The 13,953-nt window shown below is 61.3% G+C and carries 19 protein-coding genes and 1 tRNA gene; 9 read left to right on the forward strand and 11 right to left on the reverse strand.

Going from position 1 to position 13,953, the window contains the following annotated elements:
* Nucleotides 1–31 precede the first annotated feature (31 nt).
* The 4 genes from modA to csrA all read left to right on the forward strand — a co-directional run bounded on the left by modA (nucleotide 32) and on the right by csrA (nucleotide 3,126).
* A complete protein-coding gene (gene modA / locus BV82_RS16405; protein WP_010223930.1) occupies nucleotides 32–790 on the forward strand; it encodes a molybdate ABC transporter substrate-binding protein in 759 nt (252 codons plus the stop codon).
* Nucleotides 790–1,470: a molybdate ABC transporter permease subunit gene (modB, locus tag BV82_RS16410; protein WP_010223932.1), complete on the forward strand. Its 681-nt coding sequence runs from the start codon at nucleotides 790–792 to the stop codon at nucleotides 1,468–1,470. Before modA ends, modB begins: the two co-directional genes overlap by 1 nt.
* A 2-nt stretch (nucleotides 1,471–1,472) precedes the next feature.
* Nucleotides 1,473–2,561 (forward strand): molybdenum ABC transporter ATP-binding protein, encoded by a 1,089-nt coding sequence (modC, locus tag BV82_RS16415; RefSeq protein ID WP_036994784.1) that lies wholly within the window; start codon nucleotides 1,473–1,475, stop codon nucleotides 2,559–2,561.
* A 367-nt stretch (nucleotides 2,562–2,928) separates the two neighbouring features.
* Nucleotides 2,929–3,126, forward strand: coding sequence for a carbon storage regulator CsrA (gene csrA, locus BV82_RS16420; protein WP_010223936.1), 198 nt, complete (start codon nucleotides 2,929–2,931; stop codon nucleotides 3,124–3,126).
* Nucleotides 3,127–3,202: 76 nt separating this feature from the next.
* On the opposite strand, the gene BV82_RS16425 is transcribed toward csrA, so the two are convergent.
* From BV82_RS16425 to BV82_RS16435, 3 genes are read right to left on the reverse strand one after another with little or no spacing between them, the layout of a single operon-like run.
* Nucleotides 3,203–3,574 carry a response regulator gene (locus BV82_RS16425; RefSeq protein ID WP_010223937.1) on the reverse strand — a complete coding sequence of 124 codons (372 nt, stop codon included), beginning with the start codon at nucleotides 3,572–3,574 and terminating at the stop codon, nucleotides 3,203–3,205.
* A 19-nt stretch (nucleotides 3,575–3,593) separates the two neighbouring features.
* The gene (locus BV82_RS16430; protein ID WP_036994806.1) at nucleotides 3,594–5,039 is read right to left on the reverse strand and encodes an ATPase domain-containing protein; all 1,446 of its coding nucleotides are present in this window, start codon (nucleotides 5,037–5,039) and stop codon (nucleotides 3,594–3,596) included.
* Between the two features lies 1 nt (nucleotide 5,040).
* Nucleotides 5,041–6,204 (reverse strand): two-component system sensor histidine kinase NtrB, encoded by a 1,164-nt coding sequence (locus BV82_RS16435; RefSeq protein ID WP_010223939.1) that lies wholly within the window; start codon nucleotides 6,202–6,204, stop codon nucleotides 5,041–5,043.
* 331 nt (nucleotides 6,205–6,535) lie between these two features.
* On the opposite strand from BV82_RS16435, the gene BV82_RS16440 reads away from it, so the two are divergent.
* The 3 genes from BV82_RS16440 to BV82_RS16450 all read left to right on the forward strand — a co-directional run bounded on the left by BV82_RS16440 (nucleotide 6,536) and on the right by BV82_RS16450 (nucleotide 7,578).
* On the forward strand, nucleotides 6,536–6,730 hold the full coding sequence (locus BV82_RS16440; RefSeq protein ID WP_036994782.1) for a hypothetical protein: 195 nt from the start codon (nucleotides 6,536–6,538) through the stop codon (nucleotides 6,728–6,730).
* Nucleotides 6,731–6,935: 205 nt separating this feature from the next.
* Nucleotides 6,936–7,020 (forward strand) — tRNA-Leu (locus BV82_RS16445).
* Between the two features lie 144 nt (nucleotides 7,021–7,164).
* Complete coding sequence (locus tag BV82_RS16450) at nucleotides 7,165–7,578, forward strand: DoxX family protein (RefSeq protein ID WP_010223942.1); 414 nt, start codon at nucleotides 7,165–7,167, stop codon at nucleotides 7,576–7,578.
* Between the two features lie 38 nt (nucleotides 7,579–7,616).
* On the opposite strand, the gene BV82_RS16455 is transcribed toward BV82_RS16450, so the two are convergent.
* Both BV82_RS16455 and BV82_RS16460 read right to left on the reverse strand, forming a co-directional pair.
* Complete coding sequence (locus BV82_RS16455; protein ID WP_010223944.1) at nucleotides 7,617–7,826, reverse strand: hypothetical protein; 210 nt, start codon at nucleotides 7,824–7,826, stop codon at nucleotides 7,617–7,619.
* A 70-nt stretch (nucleotides 7,827–7,896) separates the two neighbouring features.
* Nucleotides 7,897–8,352 carry an anti-virulence regulator CigR family protein gene (locus tag BV82_RS16460; protein WP_010223945.1) on the reverse strand — a complete coding sequence of 152 codons (456 nt, stop codon included), beginning with the start codon at nucleotides 8,350–8,352 and terminating at the stop codon, nucleotides 7,897–7,899.
* Nucleotides 8,353–8,625: 273 nt separating this feature from the next.
* Here BV82_RS16460 and BV82_RS16465 point away from each other — a divergent pair, with 273 nt between their 5' ends.
* Entirely contained in the window at nucleotides 8,626–9,291 is a 666-nt protein-coding gene (locus BV82_RS16465) for an SOS response-associated peptidase family protein (protein WP_036994779.1), read from the forward strand.
* Between the two features lie 72 nt (nucleotides 9,292–9,363).
* Here the strand turns inward: BV82_RS16465 and BV82_RS16470 are convergent, their stop codons facing one another.
* From BV82_RS16470 to BV82_RS16495, 6 genes are all read right to left on the reverse strand, one after another.
* Entirely contained in the window at nucleotides 9,364–9,648 is a 285-nt protein-coding gene (locus tag BV82_RS16470; RefSeq protein ID WP_010223948.1) for a hypothetical protein, read from the reverse strand.
* Between the two features lie 125 nt (nucleotides 9,649–9,773).
* A complete protein-coding gene (locus BV82_RS16475) occupies nucleotides 9,774–11,354 on the reverse strand; it encodes a sensor domain-containing diguanylate cyclase (RefSeq protein WP_036994777.1) in 1,581 nt (526 codons plus the stop codon).
* A gap of 214 nt (nucleotides 11,355–11,568) precedes the next feature.
* Complete coding sequence (locus BV82_RS16480; RefSeq protein ID WP_010223950.1) at nucleotides 11,569–11,925, reverse strand: I78 family peptidase inhibitor; 357 nt, start codon at nucleotides 11,923–11,925, stop codon at nucleotides 11,569–11,571.
* 56 nt (nucleotides 11,926–11,981) lie between these two features.
* Nucleotides 11,982–12,422: a GNAT family N-acetyltransferase gene (locus BV82_RS16485; protein WP_036994775.1), complete on the reverse strand. Its 441-nt coding sequence runs from the start codon at nucleotides 12,420–12,422 to the stop codon at nucleotides 11,982–11,984.
* Between the two features lie 35 nt (nucleotides 12,423–12,457).
* On the reverse strand, nucleotides 12,458–12,652 hold the full coding sequence (locus BV82_RS16490) for a hypothetical protein (protein WP_036994773.1): 195 nt from the start codon (nucleotides 12,650–12,652) through the stop codon (nucleotides 12,458–12,460).
* A gap of 159 nt (nucleotides 12,653–12,811) precedes the next feature.
* Nucleotides 12,812–13,216 (reverse strand): hypothetical protein, encoded by a 405-nt coding sequence (locus BV82_RS16495; protein ID WP_010223954.1) that lies wholly within the window; start codon nucleotides 13,214–13,216, stop codon nucleotides 12,812–12,814.
* 415 nt (nucleotides 13,217–13,631) lie between these two features.
* Between BV82_RS16495 and BV82_RS16500 the strand changes: the two genes are divergently transcribed.
* Nucleotides 13,632–13,952, forward strand: coding sequence for a YceK/YidQ family lipoprotein (locus BV82_RS16500; RefSeq protein ID WP_010223956.1), 321 nt, complete (start codon nucleotides 13,632–13,634; stop codon nucleotides 13,950–13,952).
* Nucleotide 13,953: the final 1 nt, after the last annotated feature.

Consider the following 13,953-nt stretch of genomic DNA (forward strand, 5'->3'; position numbering starts at 1 on the left):
GAATACCCCTCAGCCTGTGGAGCTGTTTTTCATGAGTAAGTGCGCACCACGTTTTGCCCTGGCCGCCCTGGCCACCTTCATGACCTTCAACAGCGCCTGGGCCGATGAGGTACAGGTGGCCGTCGCCGCCAACTTCACCGCACCCATCCAGGCGATCGCCAAGGATTTCGAGAAAGACACCGGCCACAAGCTGGTTGCCGCCTATGGCGCCACCGGCCAGTTCTATGCACAGATCAAGAACGGCGCGCCGTTCGACGTGTTCCTCGCCGCCGACGACAGCACCCCGGAAAAACTCGAGAAAGAAGGCAATACCGTCAAGGGCTCGCGCTTCACCTACGCCATCGGCACCCTGGCGCTGTGGTCGGCCAAGGACGACTATGTCGATGGCAAGGGCGACGTGCTGAAGAAAAACCAGTTCAAGCACCTGTCGATCGCCAACCCGAAAGCCGCGCCGTACGGCCTGGCAGCGACCCAGGTGCTGGACAAACTGCAGCTGAGCGAGGCCACCAGGGCCAAGATCGTCGAAGGCCAGAACATCACCCAGGCCTTCCAGTTCGTCTCCACCGGCAACGCCGAACTGGGCTTCGTCGCCCTGTCGCAGATCTACAAGGACGGCAAGGTCAGCAGCGGCTCGGCCTGGATCGTGCCGTCCAACCTGCATGAGCCGATCAAGCAGGACGCGGTAATCCTCAACAAAGGCAAGGACAGCGCCGCTGCCAAAGCCCTGGTTGAATACCTCAAGGGACCAAAAGCGGCTGCCGTGATCAAAGCCTACGGTTACCAAATCTGATGCCCCTGGATGCCAGCGACCTCGGCGCTATCTGGCTGACCTTCAAGCTGGCCAGCCTGACCACGTTGATCTTGTTGCTGGTCGGCACCCCCGTCGCCTGGTGGCTGGCACGCACCCGTTCGTGGCTGCGCGGGCCGGTGGGCGCGGTGGTAGCCCTGCCGCTGGTGCTGCCGCCGACGGTGATCGGCTTCTATCTGTTGCTGGCCCTGGGGCCCAACGGCTGGATCGGCCAGACCACCGAGGCGCTGGGCCTGGGCACCGTGGTGTTCAGCTTCAGCGGTCTGGTGATCGGCTCGGTAGTCTATTCCATGCCGTTCGTGGTGCAGCCGCTGCAGAACGCTTTCAGCGCTATCGGTGAACGGCCGCTGGAGGTGGCCGCCACCCTGCGCGCCAGCCCCTGGGACTGTTTCGTCCACGTGGTGCTGCCACTGGCGCGCCCAGGCTTCATCACTGCCAGTATCCTCGGCTTTGCCCATACCGTCGGCGAGTTCGGTGTGGTACTGATGATTGGCGGCAACATCCCCGACAAGACCCGGGTGGTCTCGGTACAGATCTTCGACCACGTCGAAGCCATGGAGTACCTGCAAGCCCACTGGCTGGCCGGGGCCATGCTGGTGTTCTCTTTCCTCGTGCTGCTGGCGCTGTACTCCAGCCGCCGGGGCAAATCGGCCTGGAGCTGAGCATGGCGGCTATGATTCATGCCCGATTGAAGCTTGCCCGCGACGACTTCAGCCTGGATGTCGACCTGCAACTGCCCGGGCGCGGCATCAGTGCGCTGTTCGGCCATTCAGGCTCGGGCAAGACCACCTGCCTGCGCTGCCTGGCCGGGCTGGAGCGGGCCCCCGAAGCCTACATCGAGGTCAACGGCGAGATCTGGCAGGACTCGCGCCGCGAGCATTTCGTCGCCCCGCATCAACGCCCGATCGGTTATGTCTTCCAGGAGGCCAGTCTGTTCGCCCACCTGTCGGTACGCGCCAACCTGACCTTCGGCTACAAGCGCATCCCCGCCCAGCAGCGCAAGGTCAGCCTCGAGCAGGCCTGCGCGCTGCTGGGCATCGAACACCTGCTTGAACGTAAGCCGGCGACGCTGTCCGGCGGCGAAGCCCAGCGCGTGGGCATTGCCCGGGCGCTGCTGAGCAGCCCGCAACTGCTGCTGATGGACGAGCCGCTGGCAGCCCTGGACGGCCCACGCAAGCGCGAGATCCTGCCTTACCTTGAGCGCCTGCACAGCGAACTGGACATCCCGCTGATCTACGTCAGCCATGCCCAGGATGAAGTCGCACGCCTGGCCGATTACCTGGTCCTGCTGGAACAGGGCCAGGTCCAGGCCAGCGGGCCGATTGCCGCCACCCTCGCCCGCCTTGACCTGCCGCTGGCCCAGGGCGATGACGCCGGGGTGATCATCGAAGGCCAGGTCAGTGCCTACAACAGCGACTACCAGTTGCTCAGCCTGCAACTGCCACACAGCGACCTGCAGCTGCGCGTGGCCCACGAGCCGCTGGCCGTCGGCATGCCCTTGCGCCTGAAAGTGCAGGCGCGCGATGTCAGCCTGAGCCTGGGCGCCGACCAGCACTCGAGCATTCTCAATCGCCTGCCGGTGACCGTCAGCGGCCATCGCCCGGCCGACAACAGCGCCCATGTGCTGGTCAGCCTGGACGCGGTCGGCACCCCCCTGCTGGCGCGCATCACCCGTTACTCCGCCGACCAGCTCAAGCTGCACGCCGGGCAAGCGCTGTGGGCACAGATCAAGTCGGTGGCACTGCTGGGCTAACCCTGCAGACAATTGGGCAAGCCCCATCAGCGGCTGCGAGGAAGTGGCGTCGGCGCTGTTCATGCAAAACCTGGCCGCCCCTTGAAAAGCCATTCAGCGAAACCCACCTTGGGTATCATGCAGAGAAATTTCCCATATTCGTTCAACCCCCCTATGCTTGCGGGTACGGGCAGCACTCGCTGTTCGGGAGCGCTCATCCAGCCAATCGGCACCTGCGACTAAAGACTCACTACAGAATCTGTGTTCGGGGGAATTAATATCCGCCGAAAGCGTCTTTAATGAAGGGAAAGAGGGACTCACCCCCTGTGTGATCCCGGCTTCTGCGGGCCCCGCCTGCAAGGCAACTTACGTTACCAAGGAGATATACATGCTGATACTCACCCGCAAGGTTGGCGAAAGCATCGTCATCAACGATGACATCAAAGTCACCATTCTGGGCGTCAAAGGGATGCAAGTGAGGATCGGTATCGATGCACCAAAAGATGTACAGGTGCACCGCGAGGAGATTTTCAAACGCATTCAGGCCGGTAGCCCGGCACCGGAGAAAGGAGGCGACGAGCACTAAGTAGCCCCCAGCTGACTCAAGCCGCACGGATGCGCTTGATCCTGTACTGACGGCCCTGCGGCTGCCTCACCAGGTCTCAAGATGCCTCGGGCGCGTCGACCAGTTCCTTCACTTTGGCCATCAGTTGAACGATGTCGAAGGGTTTGTCGAACACGGCAGCAAACAGCCCGGAATTATCCCGCCCCATGTGAGCTTGTGCCCCGCTCATCAGTATGATCGGCAAGCCCTGTAGCAGCGGCTCTGCACGAATGCTGACGGCCAATGCCCCGCCATCCATCACCGGCATCATGTAATCGGTGATCACCAACTCCACCCGCTTGCCTTTCAATACGTCCAGGGCCTTCTGCCCATTGCTGGCCAGTTCCACGTCGAAACCTCTGTCCTCAAGGGCGTACCTGAGGATATCGGCGATCAGGTACTCGTCATCGACGACCAGAATGGTACTCATGGTGTTACCACCCGCCTCTTCATGATCCCGACACCGGTGAAGGCGTGCCGGACATCGCCCCCGAGACCTGGGCAAATGCCTTCTTCAGATCGATACCCTGGTCGCTGATGACCAGCTCCAGCAGCGCCGGGTCGTAATAGCTGTCGCGCACCTTGAGGACCGACAGCAAACGCTTGAGCTCGGCGTCCACTTCGACAAAGCGCATCAGCAGCAGGTTGTCGACGATGCTCGACAGGTCGGGCGCCGGCGCGTTGATTTCCGAGCCAAAGATGTCACGCATTTCCCAGGTAGCCAGGACGCTGACGTCACGGGCGCGCAACTCACCGGTCAGGGCGCGGAAGAACTCGTTGAGGCGGCTCGGGTTGCTTGCCAGCCGGGTAAAAGCGCCCAGGCTATCGATCAGTACACGCTTGATGTTGTGCTGCTCGACCAGGCGCAACAGGCGCATGCCAACCTCATCGAGCAAGCCTTCGGTGGTCGGTTGCCAGGCAATGTGCAGTGCGCCGCTAAGTTCCATGGCGCTGAAATCATGCCCCAGGGCGCTGGCTTTCAGGCGCAGGCGCTGAGGCGTTTCATAAAAACCGAAATGCAGCCCGGGCGCTTCGGTGGTGGCTGCAGCCAGAAAACTCGCCCCCATCGAGGTCTTGCCGATACCCGAGGGCCCCATGACCAGGGTGACCGATGCCGCGGGCAGCCCCCCGCCGAGCAAGCGATCGAACATCGGTATGCCGCTGGCGACGCGGGTCAGCTCGCCACTGCCCTGGCCACTCGGGTGGCTGTACAGCGACTCCAGGCGCGGGTACACCTGCAGGCCATCCTCGGTGATCTCACACTCGTGAATGCCCGACAACGCACCGCTGCCGCGGGTCTTGCGCAACTGGATGCGGCGCAGCGAACGGCTGCCGAGCAACGCGTCTCCCAGCTCGATAACACCATCGACCATGGTGTGTTCCGGGCTTCCGTCATCCAGCTGCGAGCTGGTCAGAAACAGCACGGTGCAGCCGGCGAACGCGGCATGGCCATGCAACTCGGCAATGAATTTTTTGCTGTCCAGCGGGGTTTCCGCCCGTGAGCGGGCATTGAGCAAGCCATCGACGATCAGCAAGCTGGCCTGGTGGCGGCTGATTTCACCGCGCAGCAGTTTCACCACTTCGTCCAGCCCCTCTTGCTCCAGGGTGTCGAAGGCACTGACGAACTGCAATTGCGCACCGATTTTCGCCGGATCGAAAAAGCTCAACGTCGCCAGGTACTGGAACAGACGCTCATGGGATTCACTCAACAGCGTCGCCACCAGTACGCGGCCGCCTTGCGCGACATGGTTGAAGGCCAGCTGGTTGGCCAGGATGGTCTTGCCCGAACCGGGCCGCCCTTGAACGATATAGGAGGCACCCACCACCAGCCCGCCCTTGAGCAGTTCATCGAGCCCGGGGATGCCGGTGGCAAGGCGGTTGAGTTGCTCCACGATGCTATGCACCTCCGTACTCTGGTGTAGGGGCGAGGCCAATGGCGGCGCAGTACACCGGCAGATAGACACTCATGCAAGTGCCCTTGCCCGCTTCAGTACTGACGCTGACCGTGCCATTGCTCTGTTTGGCGAAACCATAGACCTGGCTCAGGCCCAGGCCTGTGCCCTTGCCAAGACTCTTGGTGGTGAAGAACGGCTCGAAGATGCGCGGCAGCACCTGGCTGTCGATTCCTCGGCCGGTATCGCGCACGCTGATGCAAACAAAGCACCCGGCCAGACCGTCCTGTTGGCCATCCAGCTCACAGTTTCGTGCGTGCACGCTGATCACGCCCTCGCCGTCGATGGCATCGCGGGCATTGAAGATCAGATTGAGCAAAACCATCTGCAACTGCCCGGCATCGACTTCGACATCCCACAGGTCCTCGGCAAGCTTTACCTGAAGCGCCACGGCATTGGGCAAGGCCTGCCCGAGCAGCGAGCGTGTCGACTCAATCAGCGCCGACACCTTGACCCGGCCAGACTTCAGCGCCTTGTAGCGGGCAAAACTGAGCAGTTGCTGGGTCATCTGGCTGCCGCGTTCGCCGGCATCGAGGATATGCCCGAGCAGGCGCTGGGTACGTTGTGGATCCCGGCTAACGAGCGCCAGCCGGGCCGAACCGATGATGATGGTCAGCAGGTTGTTGAAATCATGCGCCATGCCCCCGGTCAGTTGGCCGAGGGCTTCGAGCTTCTGCGACTGACACAGCTGCGCGCGCACCTCATCGAGTTGCAGCGCGGCCTCGCGCCGCTCGGTGATGTCGCGGGTAATTTTCGCCAGCCCCACCACTTTGCCATCGGGCGCCCTGATCACGTCCAGCACCACCAGCGCCCAGAACAGCGAGCCGTCCTTGCGCAGGCGCCAACCTTCATCCTGGGCGCCACCGGTACTCAAGGCGCGATCGAGCAGCCAGGCCGGCTTGCCGTCGGCACAATCCTGCGGGGTGAAGAATATCGAGAAATGCTTACCGATCACTTCATCGGCACAGTAGCCCTTGATCCGTTGGGCACCGGCGTTCCATGACATCACATGACCTTCGAGGTCGAGCATGTAGATGGCGTAATCAGCGACGGTTTGCACCAGTTGCTCGAAGCGATTGGCATGCAGATCGGAGTCGGATGAGACCATGGCTGCCCCACGAAACCGCAGATGGCTTGTCTGGATATGACAGCATACGCTGCACGCGATTCCCTTCGCTGGTCTAAAACTTAGTCGGATTCTTCGCCCACTGCCAGACCTTGGCAAACGGCACAGGCCAATACCACCTGACCCAGGGGTTGCCGACGGACGTTTCAGCAGTGCGAGGCGCCTGCGTGGACAGGTGTGCCTGCCTTGAGTTGATCAAACATGAAAGCAACAGTGGCCCAATGACAGCAAGGAGCCAATTGCTCTATAGTCGCCCCGAATTTGCTATCTGCCACCTACCTCGAGGGAACGACGCGTGGCCGCAGACCTACGAATGAAAGCCATCCACGATGACCTGCAACACACCGCCGCCGACCTTGAGCGAGTGTCGCACGACTTGCGCGGGCACGTGTTGCACTTGCAGCACTCCATGCACCAGGCCGACGCCGCCGCAGTACTGGGCAGGATCGCTGGCCTGCAGACGTCGGTGGCTGACTTGCGCAGCGTCGCCGATACGATCAGCTACTGACCACACAGGCTGCGTGGCGTCTGCCCCAGCTGGCGGCGAAACAGTCTGGAAACGCCACCGGGTGGTCCTGGCCCAGGTCCAGGGCAAGTGCTCTGGCGCTCAGCACAGGCGCCGCCCAGAGCCTTGCGCGCGGTTGACTCGAATATAACGATGGGTTATAAAGCTCGCTTGATTGAGGGAGCAAAAGCATTTTCCTCAAGGCAATGCGAGTGTGGTGGAATTGGTATACACAGCAGACTTAAAATCTGCCGGCGTGAGCCTTGCGGGTTCGAGTCCCGCCACTCGCACCATCTTCTGAAAAGGCGCCTTATCGGCGCCTTTTTGCTGTCTGGCGTTTATCCAATTACAGCCTTATGCCCTTTTTGCGCCGGCGCGCCGCAAATCCTTGCGGCAACTGCTAAGGTAAAATTGCCCAACAACAAAGGAAGGCCGCCATGCGCTATACCCTGTTCGACAACCAGCGCGACGTTATCATCCTGCTGGCGCGGATACTGCTGATGATCCTGTTCGTGATGTCTGGCTGGAGCAAGCTCACCGGCTTCGACGGCACGGTCGACTACCTGGCATCCCTGGGGGCTCCGCTGCCAGCAGTCGCGGCTGCGGTGGCGGTAGTCATGGAGTTTTTTGTCGCCATCATTCTCATCCTGGGCTTCTACACCCGACCGCTGGCCTTCCTGTTCGCCCTGTTCGTGATCGGTACCGCAGTCATCGGCCATCCGTTCTGGAACATGGTCGACCCAGCCAAAGCGGCCAACACCGTGCAGTTTTTCAAGAACATGAGTATCGTCGGCGGCCTGCTGTTGCTGTCGGTCACCGGTGCCGGGCGCTTCTCGGTGGATGGCCGTTAACCGCGCCCCCCTCCAGGTGCCAGCGCTGTTGCTGGCGCCTAGAGGTCGTCGAGGGTGTCTACGCCTTCATCCCAGAAGGCATCATCGTCCCCCGCGCCAGCACCAGGCCCCTCCTCGTCCTCGTCGTCATCTTGCGGATCGAACAACGGGTTGACCTCGTCCTGGAACGGGTAATCGTCTTCGGCGAACTCATGATCCAGCAAGTGATCATGTTCAGGTTCGTGAATGTCCAGTTCGTCGTCGTTCATTGCAGGGCCTGTCTTGCCGGTGTGGGGGGCGCCTGTATAAGCGCACTGGCCCACGCCGTCAACTGCGGTTTCAATCGAGCACGTGAGTCAGCACTTCGTAAATGATGCCGGTGGCGATCGCCACCAGGATCAGGTCGGTGCCGGCCTGGCGCCATTCGTAACCATCATAGTGCGGTAGTCTGCCGAGCAGGCGGTCATCGAGTTTTTTCGCAATGCCCGGTGGCAAGGGTTTGCCCCGCGCCAGATTCTTGCGCACACCCGGGGGCAGGTCGGCGCCGCGGCTCCAGTAATCAGGATAGCCATGCAGCACGTTGATAACGCTGGTGCGATCGATAGTTGGGCCGTGGCTCCATTGCTCGGCACCCTTGCCGCCTTTCTGGCCGGCACCCTGGCCACCCTGTTTGCCCTGGCCTTGGCCATGCACCGGATTGCCTTTGCCATTGCCCGGATCGGCAACAGCGCCAAGCGAGCCGAGCATCAGGCTCAGCGAAGTGACGGCGACAACCAGCAGGCGTGATCTGGACATAACGATGCGCTCGATAATGGGACATCCCACAGCAGCTTAGACGTTGTACAGGCACAAGGTTCCATGCCAGGGTAACGGCGCCAACCCAGGCGCAATTCCTGCGCGAAGTGCACGCCAGCGCGCGACGCTCGACCTTCGAAGTCAGCGCCTGGCTGGGTACCTTGTTGGCCTTGGTTGTATCGCTGGCGGTCTGGGCGCTGACATGACTGTCGCAGGCTTGCCCAGCGATCGGGTCTATCCTCAACCGATAGGCACCTCGCGGAGCATCGCAGCATGTGCGGCAGGTTGTCCCAGTACCGTGGCATCCACGATTTCGTCGACGCCCTGAGCATGCCGGGTGCTCTGGTCAACAACGTCGGTGATCAACCGCTTGGGCACTTCAATCTGGCACCGAGCACACCGGTGGCACTGCTGCATATCGCGGCCGCCAGCCTGCACGCGGACCTGCTGCCCTGGGGCTGGCGGCCGCACTGGTCCAAGGACCACGCCACGCCCATCAACGCGCGAGTGGAGAAGGTCGCCCATGGCGCGTTCTTTCGCGCCATCTGGCCACACCGGGCCATCGTGCCGATTGACAGCTGGTTCGAATGGGTCGATGAAGGCCGCGCGAAAAAACAGCCTTATCTGATCCGCCGCGCCGATCAGCGCCCTGCCCTGTGCGCCGCGATCGCCCAGTTCAGCGGCGAGCACGCGGGGTTTGTGATGCTCACGGCGGACAGTGAAGGCGGCCTGCTCGACGTGCATGACCGCCGGCCGGTCGTGCTGGCGCCGGCTTTCGCCCGACAATGGCTGGACCCGGCCACTGCCGGTGAGCACGCCGAACAGATCGCCTTGCACCTGAGCGAGCCGGCCACGCTGTTCGAGTGGTACCCGGTCAGCTCCGCCGTCGGTAATGTGCGTAATCAGGGCGCCGAATTGATCGCTCGCCTCCCAGGGTAGCGGCTGATGACAGGGCGTTCGTAGCGCCCGATGACGGCGGCGGCAAGCGACCGGGTAATAGCGCAGTCGCTATCAAGCCGCGGCAAACCATCCGATGAAGGCAATCAATCCTATTACCTGCAAAATCAGTAATGTAGCCGCGCCTGCGGGTTTTCCGGCGAGCCACCAATAAGTGCCCACCAACGGCAGGCATAAGCCATTGGTTACCCCCAGCGTGAATAGCGCGAGGGCGCTACCAAGGCCCGGGAAAGGCCCTTCAGGGCTTAACAGGATAAATACGAAAACGCAGCCGCCTATCGCCGCGACAACAAGGGCAGCCAGTGCAAACAAGCGTTGGGGCAAAAAGGGGTCGTCCATGATCAGTCCTTTGCATGTGCGGGTCGGCCATTTTACCGATGCGCGCAACGTTTATCATGCATTGCCTGACGGTGGCCGGCATCACATTCGAGGTGTTCACTGTGCGCCGTTCGGGCGGCGGATGGCTAGGTCCGGTTACTCGCCCGCCCTGCGGCCAGACCGTCGACCAGGCACCAGCCGTTACGCCCCTTGTCCTTGGCCTGGTAAAGCGCCGAATCGGCAGCGCCCATCAGCACGTGCGCCGTGAGCGGCTCGCTGACCGGGTAACCCAGGGCAATGCCGGCACTGGCCGTGACCCGCCCTGACGGGCTTTTCACATGCTCGATAGCCAGTGAGCGAATGGCTTCGAGGATGCCCTCGACAATCCGGCTGGCACCTGCGGCATCGGTGTTGGGCAGCAGCAGGGTGAACTCCTCCCCGCCGTAGCGCACGGCCAGGTCGCCAGGGCGCTTGAGGCTGCTCTGAATGGCGGCGCCTACTGCCCGCAAACAGTCGTCACCGGCCGGATGCCCATAGTTGTCGTTGTAGCGCTTGAAGTAATCCAGATCCATCATCACCAGTGCCAATGGATAGCCCTGGCGCTTGGCCCGGCGAATTTCTTCAGCCAAGGCGGTGTCCAGCCGACGCCGGTTGCCCAGGCCGGTCAGGCTATCGCTCAAGGCCAGGTCGCGGACGGTCTGGTGCGCACGGCGAAGCGCGGTCTCCATCACCATGCGTTCGCGCAATTGCCTGAGCACCAAGGCGCCGAAGCTGCTCAAACCCACCAGCAACAACAGCAACACCATGGCGGTTTTGATCAGGTCTTCACGCCAAGGGTCGATGATCGAAGCCCTCGACAGCCCGGCTTCCACCACCAGCGGATAAGCGTCCAGCGCCTTGTAGGCGTACAGGCGCTGCGTGCCGTCGACCACTGCCGTGGTTTCGACGACACCTTCGGGGGATTGCGGAAGATAGTCCTGGAAAATCTCGCTACTGGCCAGGCTGCCGCCAATCACCCGCTCGACAAAAGGCCGGCGGACCAGGATGGTCCCGTCCCGTTTGGCCAGTACCAGCGCCCCGCGGTCATCGATCTTGAACGCCCCGTAGAACTCGACGAAATAGTCGACCTTGACGGTGCCGAGCAACACCCCGAAAAACGACCCGTCGGGGTTGTTCAAGCGCCTGGAAACAGGAATGATCAGATCGCCGGTGGAGCGGCTTTTCACCACCGCGCCGATATACACGCCGCGATCTTCATGGGTGCGGTGATACTCGAAATAATCGCGGTCGGCGTTATTGGCGTTGGTCGGAGTGCCGCTCTTGTCGGTAACGATCCAGCGGCCGTCCGAGCCATACACGAACAAGCCGTGAAGCTGCGGCATCAGTGTTGCCTGCTGCTTGAGCAGCTTGTGCAGCCGTGCAATGTTCATCCGCGCAAACCCGTCGCCCTCCAGCCGCTCCCCAAGCATCGCGGTTACCACATCGACCTGACGAATCGCGTCTTCGGCATGCTGGGCAGTGGCACTGGCAAGGTTGGTCACCGAGTCATGAGCACTGGCGAAGGCGTGCCGGTAATCGCGCCAGATCCGCCAGCCTTCGATGCCGACGAACAGCAGCACGACCAGCAGCAGGAAACTCAGAATCAAGCGAAACAGCGGCGCCGAACGCCCTTCACGTGGCGAGAATGACTCCGCATCGTGCCCGTTCAAGTCATCGCAGGAGGGCATACAGGTCCCTGTTCCATAAAACTCCAACCACAGTGATAAACCACCTCCCGACTGTCTGATAGCACTTGGCGTTTAACATAGACCACCCAGGCCCACCCACCTAGCGCTGGCGTGCAAAAAAGCACGCTACGTCGGGCGCTATGCTCAACAATGGCTGATCAATGCGATGAACCAGGGGCATGGTATCCGGCAACGCAGATGGGTAGTACAGGCGCTAGCCGCAGAAGGCCCCGACAATCCGCTTCTGCTCATTCACTTCCAGATTCAGCCGATCAGGCACGAAGCTCAGGTCGCGACCCGGCATCGACAACACACGCACCGAACTGACGCCCGATAACACTTTGGCAAGCAGCAGTACGTCCTTGCCCACTTCCTGGCCAAACAAGACCTCAACCGACTCTGCCGTGCACGCCTGCTCATCGCTGAAATACGCACTGGAATCTTCGCTGATGGTCTCTGCGAGCTCGACGATCACCACGCTGAACAACAACCAGCCGACCAGGGCCAGGGAGAGCCCGAGAATAATGTTCGGGAGCAGGTCAAGCACACCCCGCGCTGCACTTTTGTCCATAAAAAAGCCTTCAAAGGCTGCTCAGACCGAACACCCCCACGCGAGTTCCCGATCGATCAGCGGGTGCGTTTGAAGTAGACAAGCTCCGGGTCATGCTCATCGAGGTTGTCGATGACGCCGCTCGGCTCGAAACCGGCCTTGAGGATGAGCTTGCGCGAAGGAAGGTTGGACTGGTTGGTCGAGATGAACAGCTTTGCTGTCTTGCAGGTCGCCTCGGCGGCGAGCAGTAGCCGACCTGCCATGCCCTGACGTTGATATTCAGGGGCAACGACGACCAGGTTGATAAAACCGTAATCGAAAAAGCTGTAGGTGAGCACGACGTAGCCAATCACCGCCCCAGCGTGCACGGCAACCAGGCATTGCTGCTTGTCGACGGCTTCGCCAAGAAACCGCCCGCGCCCGGTGTTGACACTGGCGTAGGCATCGAATGCGAGCATGGCGCCCACGTCTTCGGGCATGGCCCTGCGGATGATTGTATCGTCGTGCGTTGCGCTCATTCGGCCTCCTGCCTTGAGTCAATACCGCGGCGGACCTACCTCTGGTCCAACAATGCCGCATTCGCCTGGCGGACCATGGCCACCCACTCCGCCGGGCTGACCAGACCGGACTGCTCAAGCTGCTGCGCGGCCATCAAGGCCTGGTCGTATTCGGCCTCCTGCAGCACACCTTCTCCCAGGAAGCGGGCCCGCCACTCAAGAATCGCCGCCATCCCTTTCTTCGTCTCCATCCCCGCCCCCACGTCCACTGAAAACAGGTGTTCGACCGGGTCGTCACCTGAGCGGCGGCGAGATTACAGGAGAACGATAGATTTGAGAATGTTTCGTAATACCGCCTGTCATTTCGCGCTGTGCAGCCACATCGCTACCGCTACAGCGATAATCAGCCGCTAGCCTTGCGTGTGTTTGCGCTGCTCGAGGAACACCGCCAGCGCCGCCAGCACGATAGCCAGGCTGTAGGCGAAAAGGCCAAGGTTAATCCCCAGGATCATCTTCTCTGAACCGTCCGTGAGCACCATTGACCCACCGTAGCCCTCCCGCAGCCAGTAAGCCATCAGGAAACCACCGGTGACGAAAAGGGTCAGCAGGCTAGCCAACCTGAGATTGTCCTTGATCCACACCAGCCAGACGCTATAGGCGCCAAGCGCGGTATTGGTGAACAATTGCCAGGTCTCATGGAGCCGTGCATGGGGTTCCCACGCCGGGTTGAACACATGGGTCTGGTTGATCTCGAGAATAGGCACCACAACGGCGTAGAAGACGATCCCGATCGTTACCAGCAGCTTGGCCATCATCACAAACCTCCTTGTCCGTGTTTCTCGTTACCGGGCCGATTCTCGAAGGGCCAGCGGCAGTTCGCAGGAATGCTGGCGCCGCAAGGCGCACGCGGTGTATTTCAGTCCTGCCCGGTGAGTTCGCAGCCGCAGTACAGCGCCTAACTCTAGCTGCTTCATCGAAGGACCTCCAGAACCTTGCGAAGTGATCCCGTCATCACGATATAAATGAACTGCCAGGGCCTGGAATTCATTTAGTATTCACATCTATCAGGTGAACGTTGGCCACCTGCGCTCCACGCCTCGGGCTGCCGGGAATGTTGCTACCCTGCGGACGACGGGAGCTGATGTTGCAACACGACCAAACCCGGACCTGGCTTCGATAGGCATTCATCCCAGGCCCGCCAGGATTGATTTGTCAAAGGAGTGAGCCGTTATGAAGCTAGGGATTGCAGGTCTGCTGCTGGTGACACTGTGCGGATGCGCAACGGTCAGAACCGTGACGGACGAATCACGCGCAGTAGATGATCTGGCCAAATGGGAAACCAACTGCCATTCGATACCGCGCGCCTACAGTGGCGTTGCCTATCAGTTTTGCAACCTTAACGGACCGGCCAGATCGACTGCTCACTGGGCGCCAGCGCCGATCCTTCTGGATATGGCCGCATCGGGTATCGCCGACACCGTCATGCTTCCCTATACCGGCTACCGGCAGTTCAAACATGGAAATACCCCAGTACGGCGACTGGAGTATTGAG

This window comes from Pseudomonas donghuensis (assembly GCF_000696345.2).
Taxonomy (GTDB): Bacteria; Pseudomonadota; Gammaproteobacteria; order Pseudomonadales; family Pseudomonadaceae; genus Aquipseudomonas; species Aquipseudomonas donghuensis.

Excerpts from the sequence above, each read along its gene's own strand:
- modA (WP_010223930.1), top strand. The coding sequence starts at position 32 with ATGAGTAAGTGCGCACCACGTTTTGCCCTGGCCGCCCTGGCCACCTTC.
- modB (WP_010223932.1), top strand. The coding sequence starts at position 790 with ATGCCCCTGGATGCCAGCGACCTCGGCGCTATCTGGCTGACCTTCAAG.
- modC (WP_036994784.1), top strand. The coding sequence starts at position 1,473 with ATGGCGGCTATGATTCATGCCCGATTGAAGCTTGCCCGCGACGACTTC.
- csrA (WP_010223936.1), top strand. The coding sequence starts at position 2,929 with ATGCTGATACTCACCCGCAAGGTTGGCGAAAGCATCGTCATCAACGAT.
- BV82_RS16425 (WP_010223937.1), bottom strand. The coding sequence starts at position 3,574 with ATGAGTACCATTCTGGTCGTCGATGACGAGTACCTGATCGCCGATATC.
- BV82_RS16435 (WP_010223939.1), bottom strand. The coding sequence starts at position 6,204 with ATGGTCTCATCCGACTCCGATCTGCATGCCAATCGCTTCGAGCAACTG.
- BV82_RS16440 (WP_036994782.1), top strand. The coding sequence starts at position 6,536 with ATGAAAGCCATCCACGATGACCTGCAACACACCGCCGCCGACCTTGAG.
- BV82_RS16450 (WP_010223942.1), top strand. The coding sequence starts at position 7,165 with ATGCGCTATACCCTGTTCGACAACCAGCGCGACGTTATCATCCTGCTG.
- BV82_RS16455 (WP_010223944.1), bottom strand. The coding sequence starts at position 7,826 with ATGAACGACGACGAACTGGACATTCACGAACCTGAACATGATCACTTG.
- BV82_RS16460 (WP_010223945.1), bottom strand. The coding sequence starts at position 8,352 with ATGTCCAGATCACGCCTGCTGGTTGTCGCCGTCACTTCGCTGAGCCTG.
- BV82_RS16465 (WP_036994779.1), top strand. The coding sequence starts at position 8,626 with ATGTGCGGCAGGTTGTCCCAGTACCGTGGCATCCACGATTTCGTCGAC.
- BV82_RS16470 (WP_010223948.1), bottom strand. The coding sequence starts at position 9,648 with ATGGACGACCCCTTTTTGCCCCAACGCTTGTTTGCACTGGCTGCCCTT.
- BV82_RS16475 (WP_036994777.1), bottom strand. The coding sequence starts at position 11,354 with ATGCCCTCCTGCGATGACTTGAACGGGCACGATGCGGAGTCATTCTCG.
- BV82_RS16480 (WP_010223950.1), bottom strand. The coding sequence starts at position 11,925 with ATGGACAAAAGTGCAGCGCGGGGTGTGCTTGACCTGCTCCCGAACATT.
- BV82_RS16485 (WP_036994775.1), bottom strand. The coding sequence starts at position 12,422 with ATGAGCGCAACGCACGACGATACAATCATCCGCAGGGCCATGCCCGAA.
- BV82_RS16490 (WP_036994773.1), bottom strand. The coding sequence starts at position 12,652 with ATGGAGACGAAGAAAGGGATGGCGGCGATTCTTGAGTGGCGGGCCCGC.
- BV82_RS16495 (WP_010223954.1), bottom strand. The coding sequence starts at position 13,216 with ATGATGGCCAAGCTGCTGGTAACGATCGGGATCGTCTTCTACGCCGTT.
- BV82_RS16500 (WP_010223956.1), top strand. The coding sequence starts at position 13,632 with ATGAAGCTAGGGATTGCAGGTCTGCTGCTGGTGACACTGTGCGGATGC.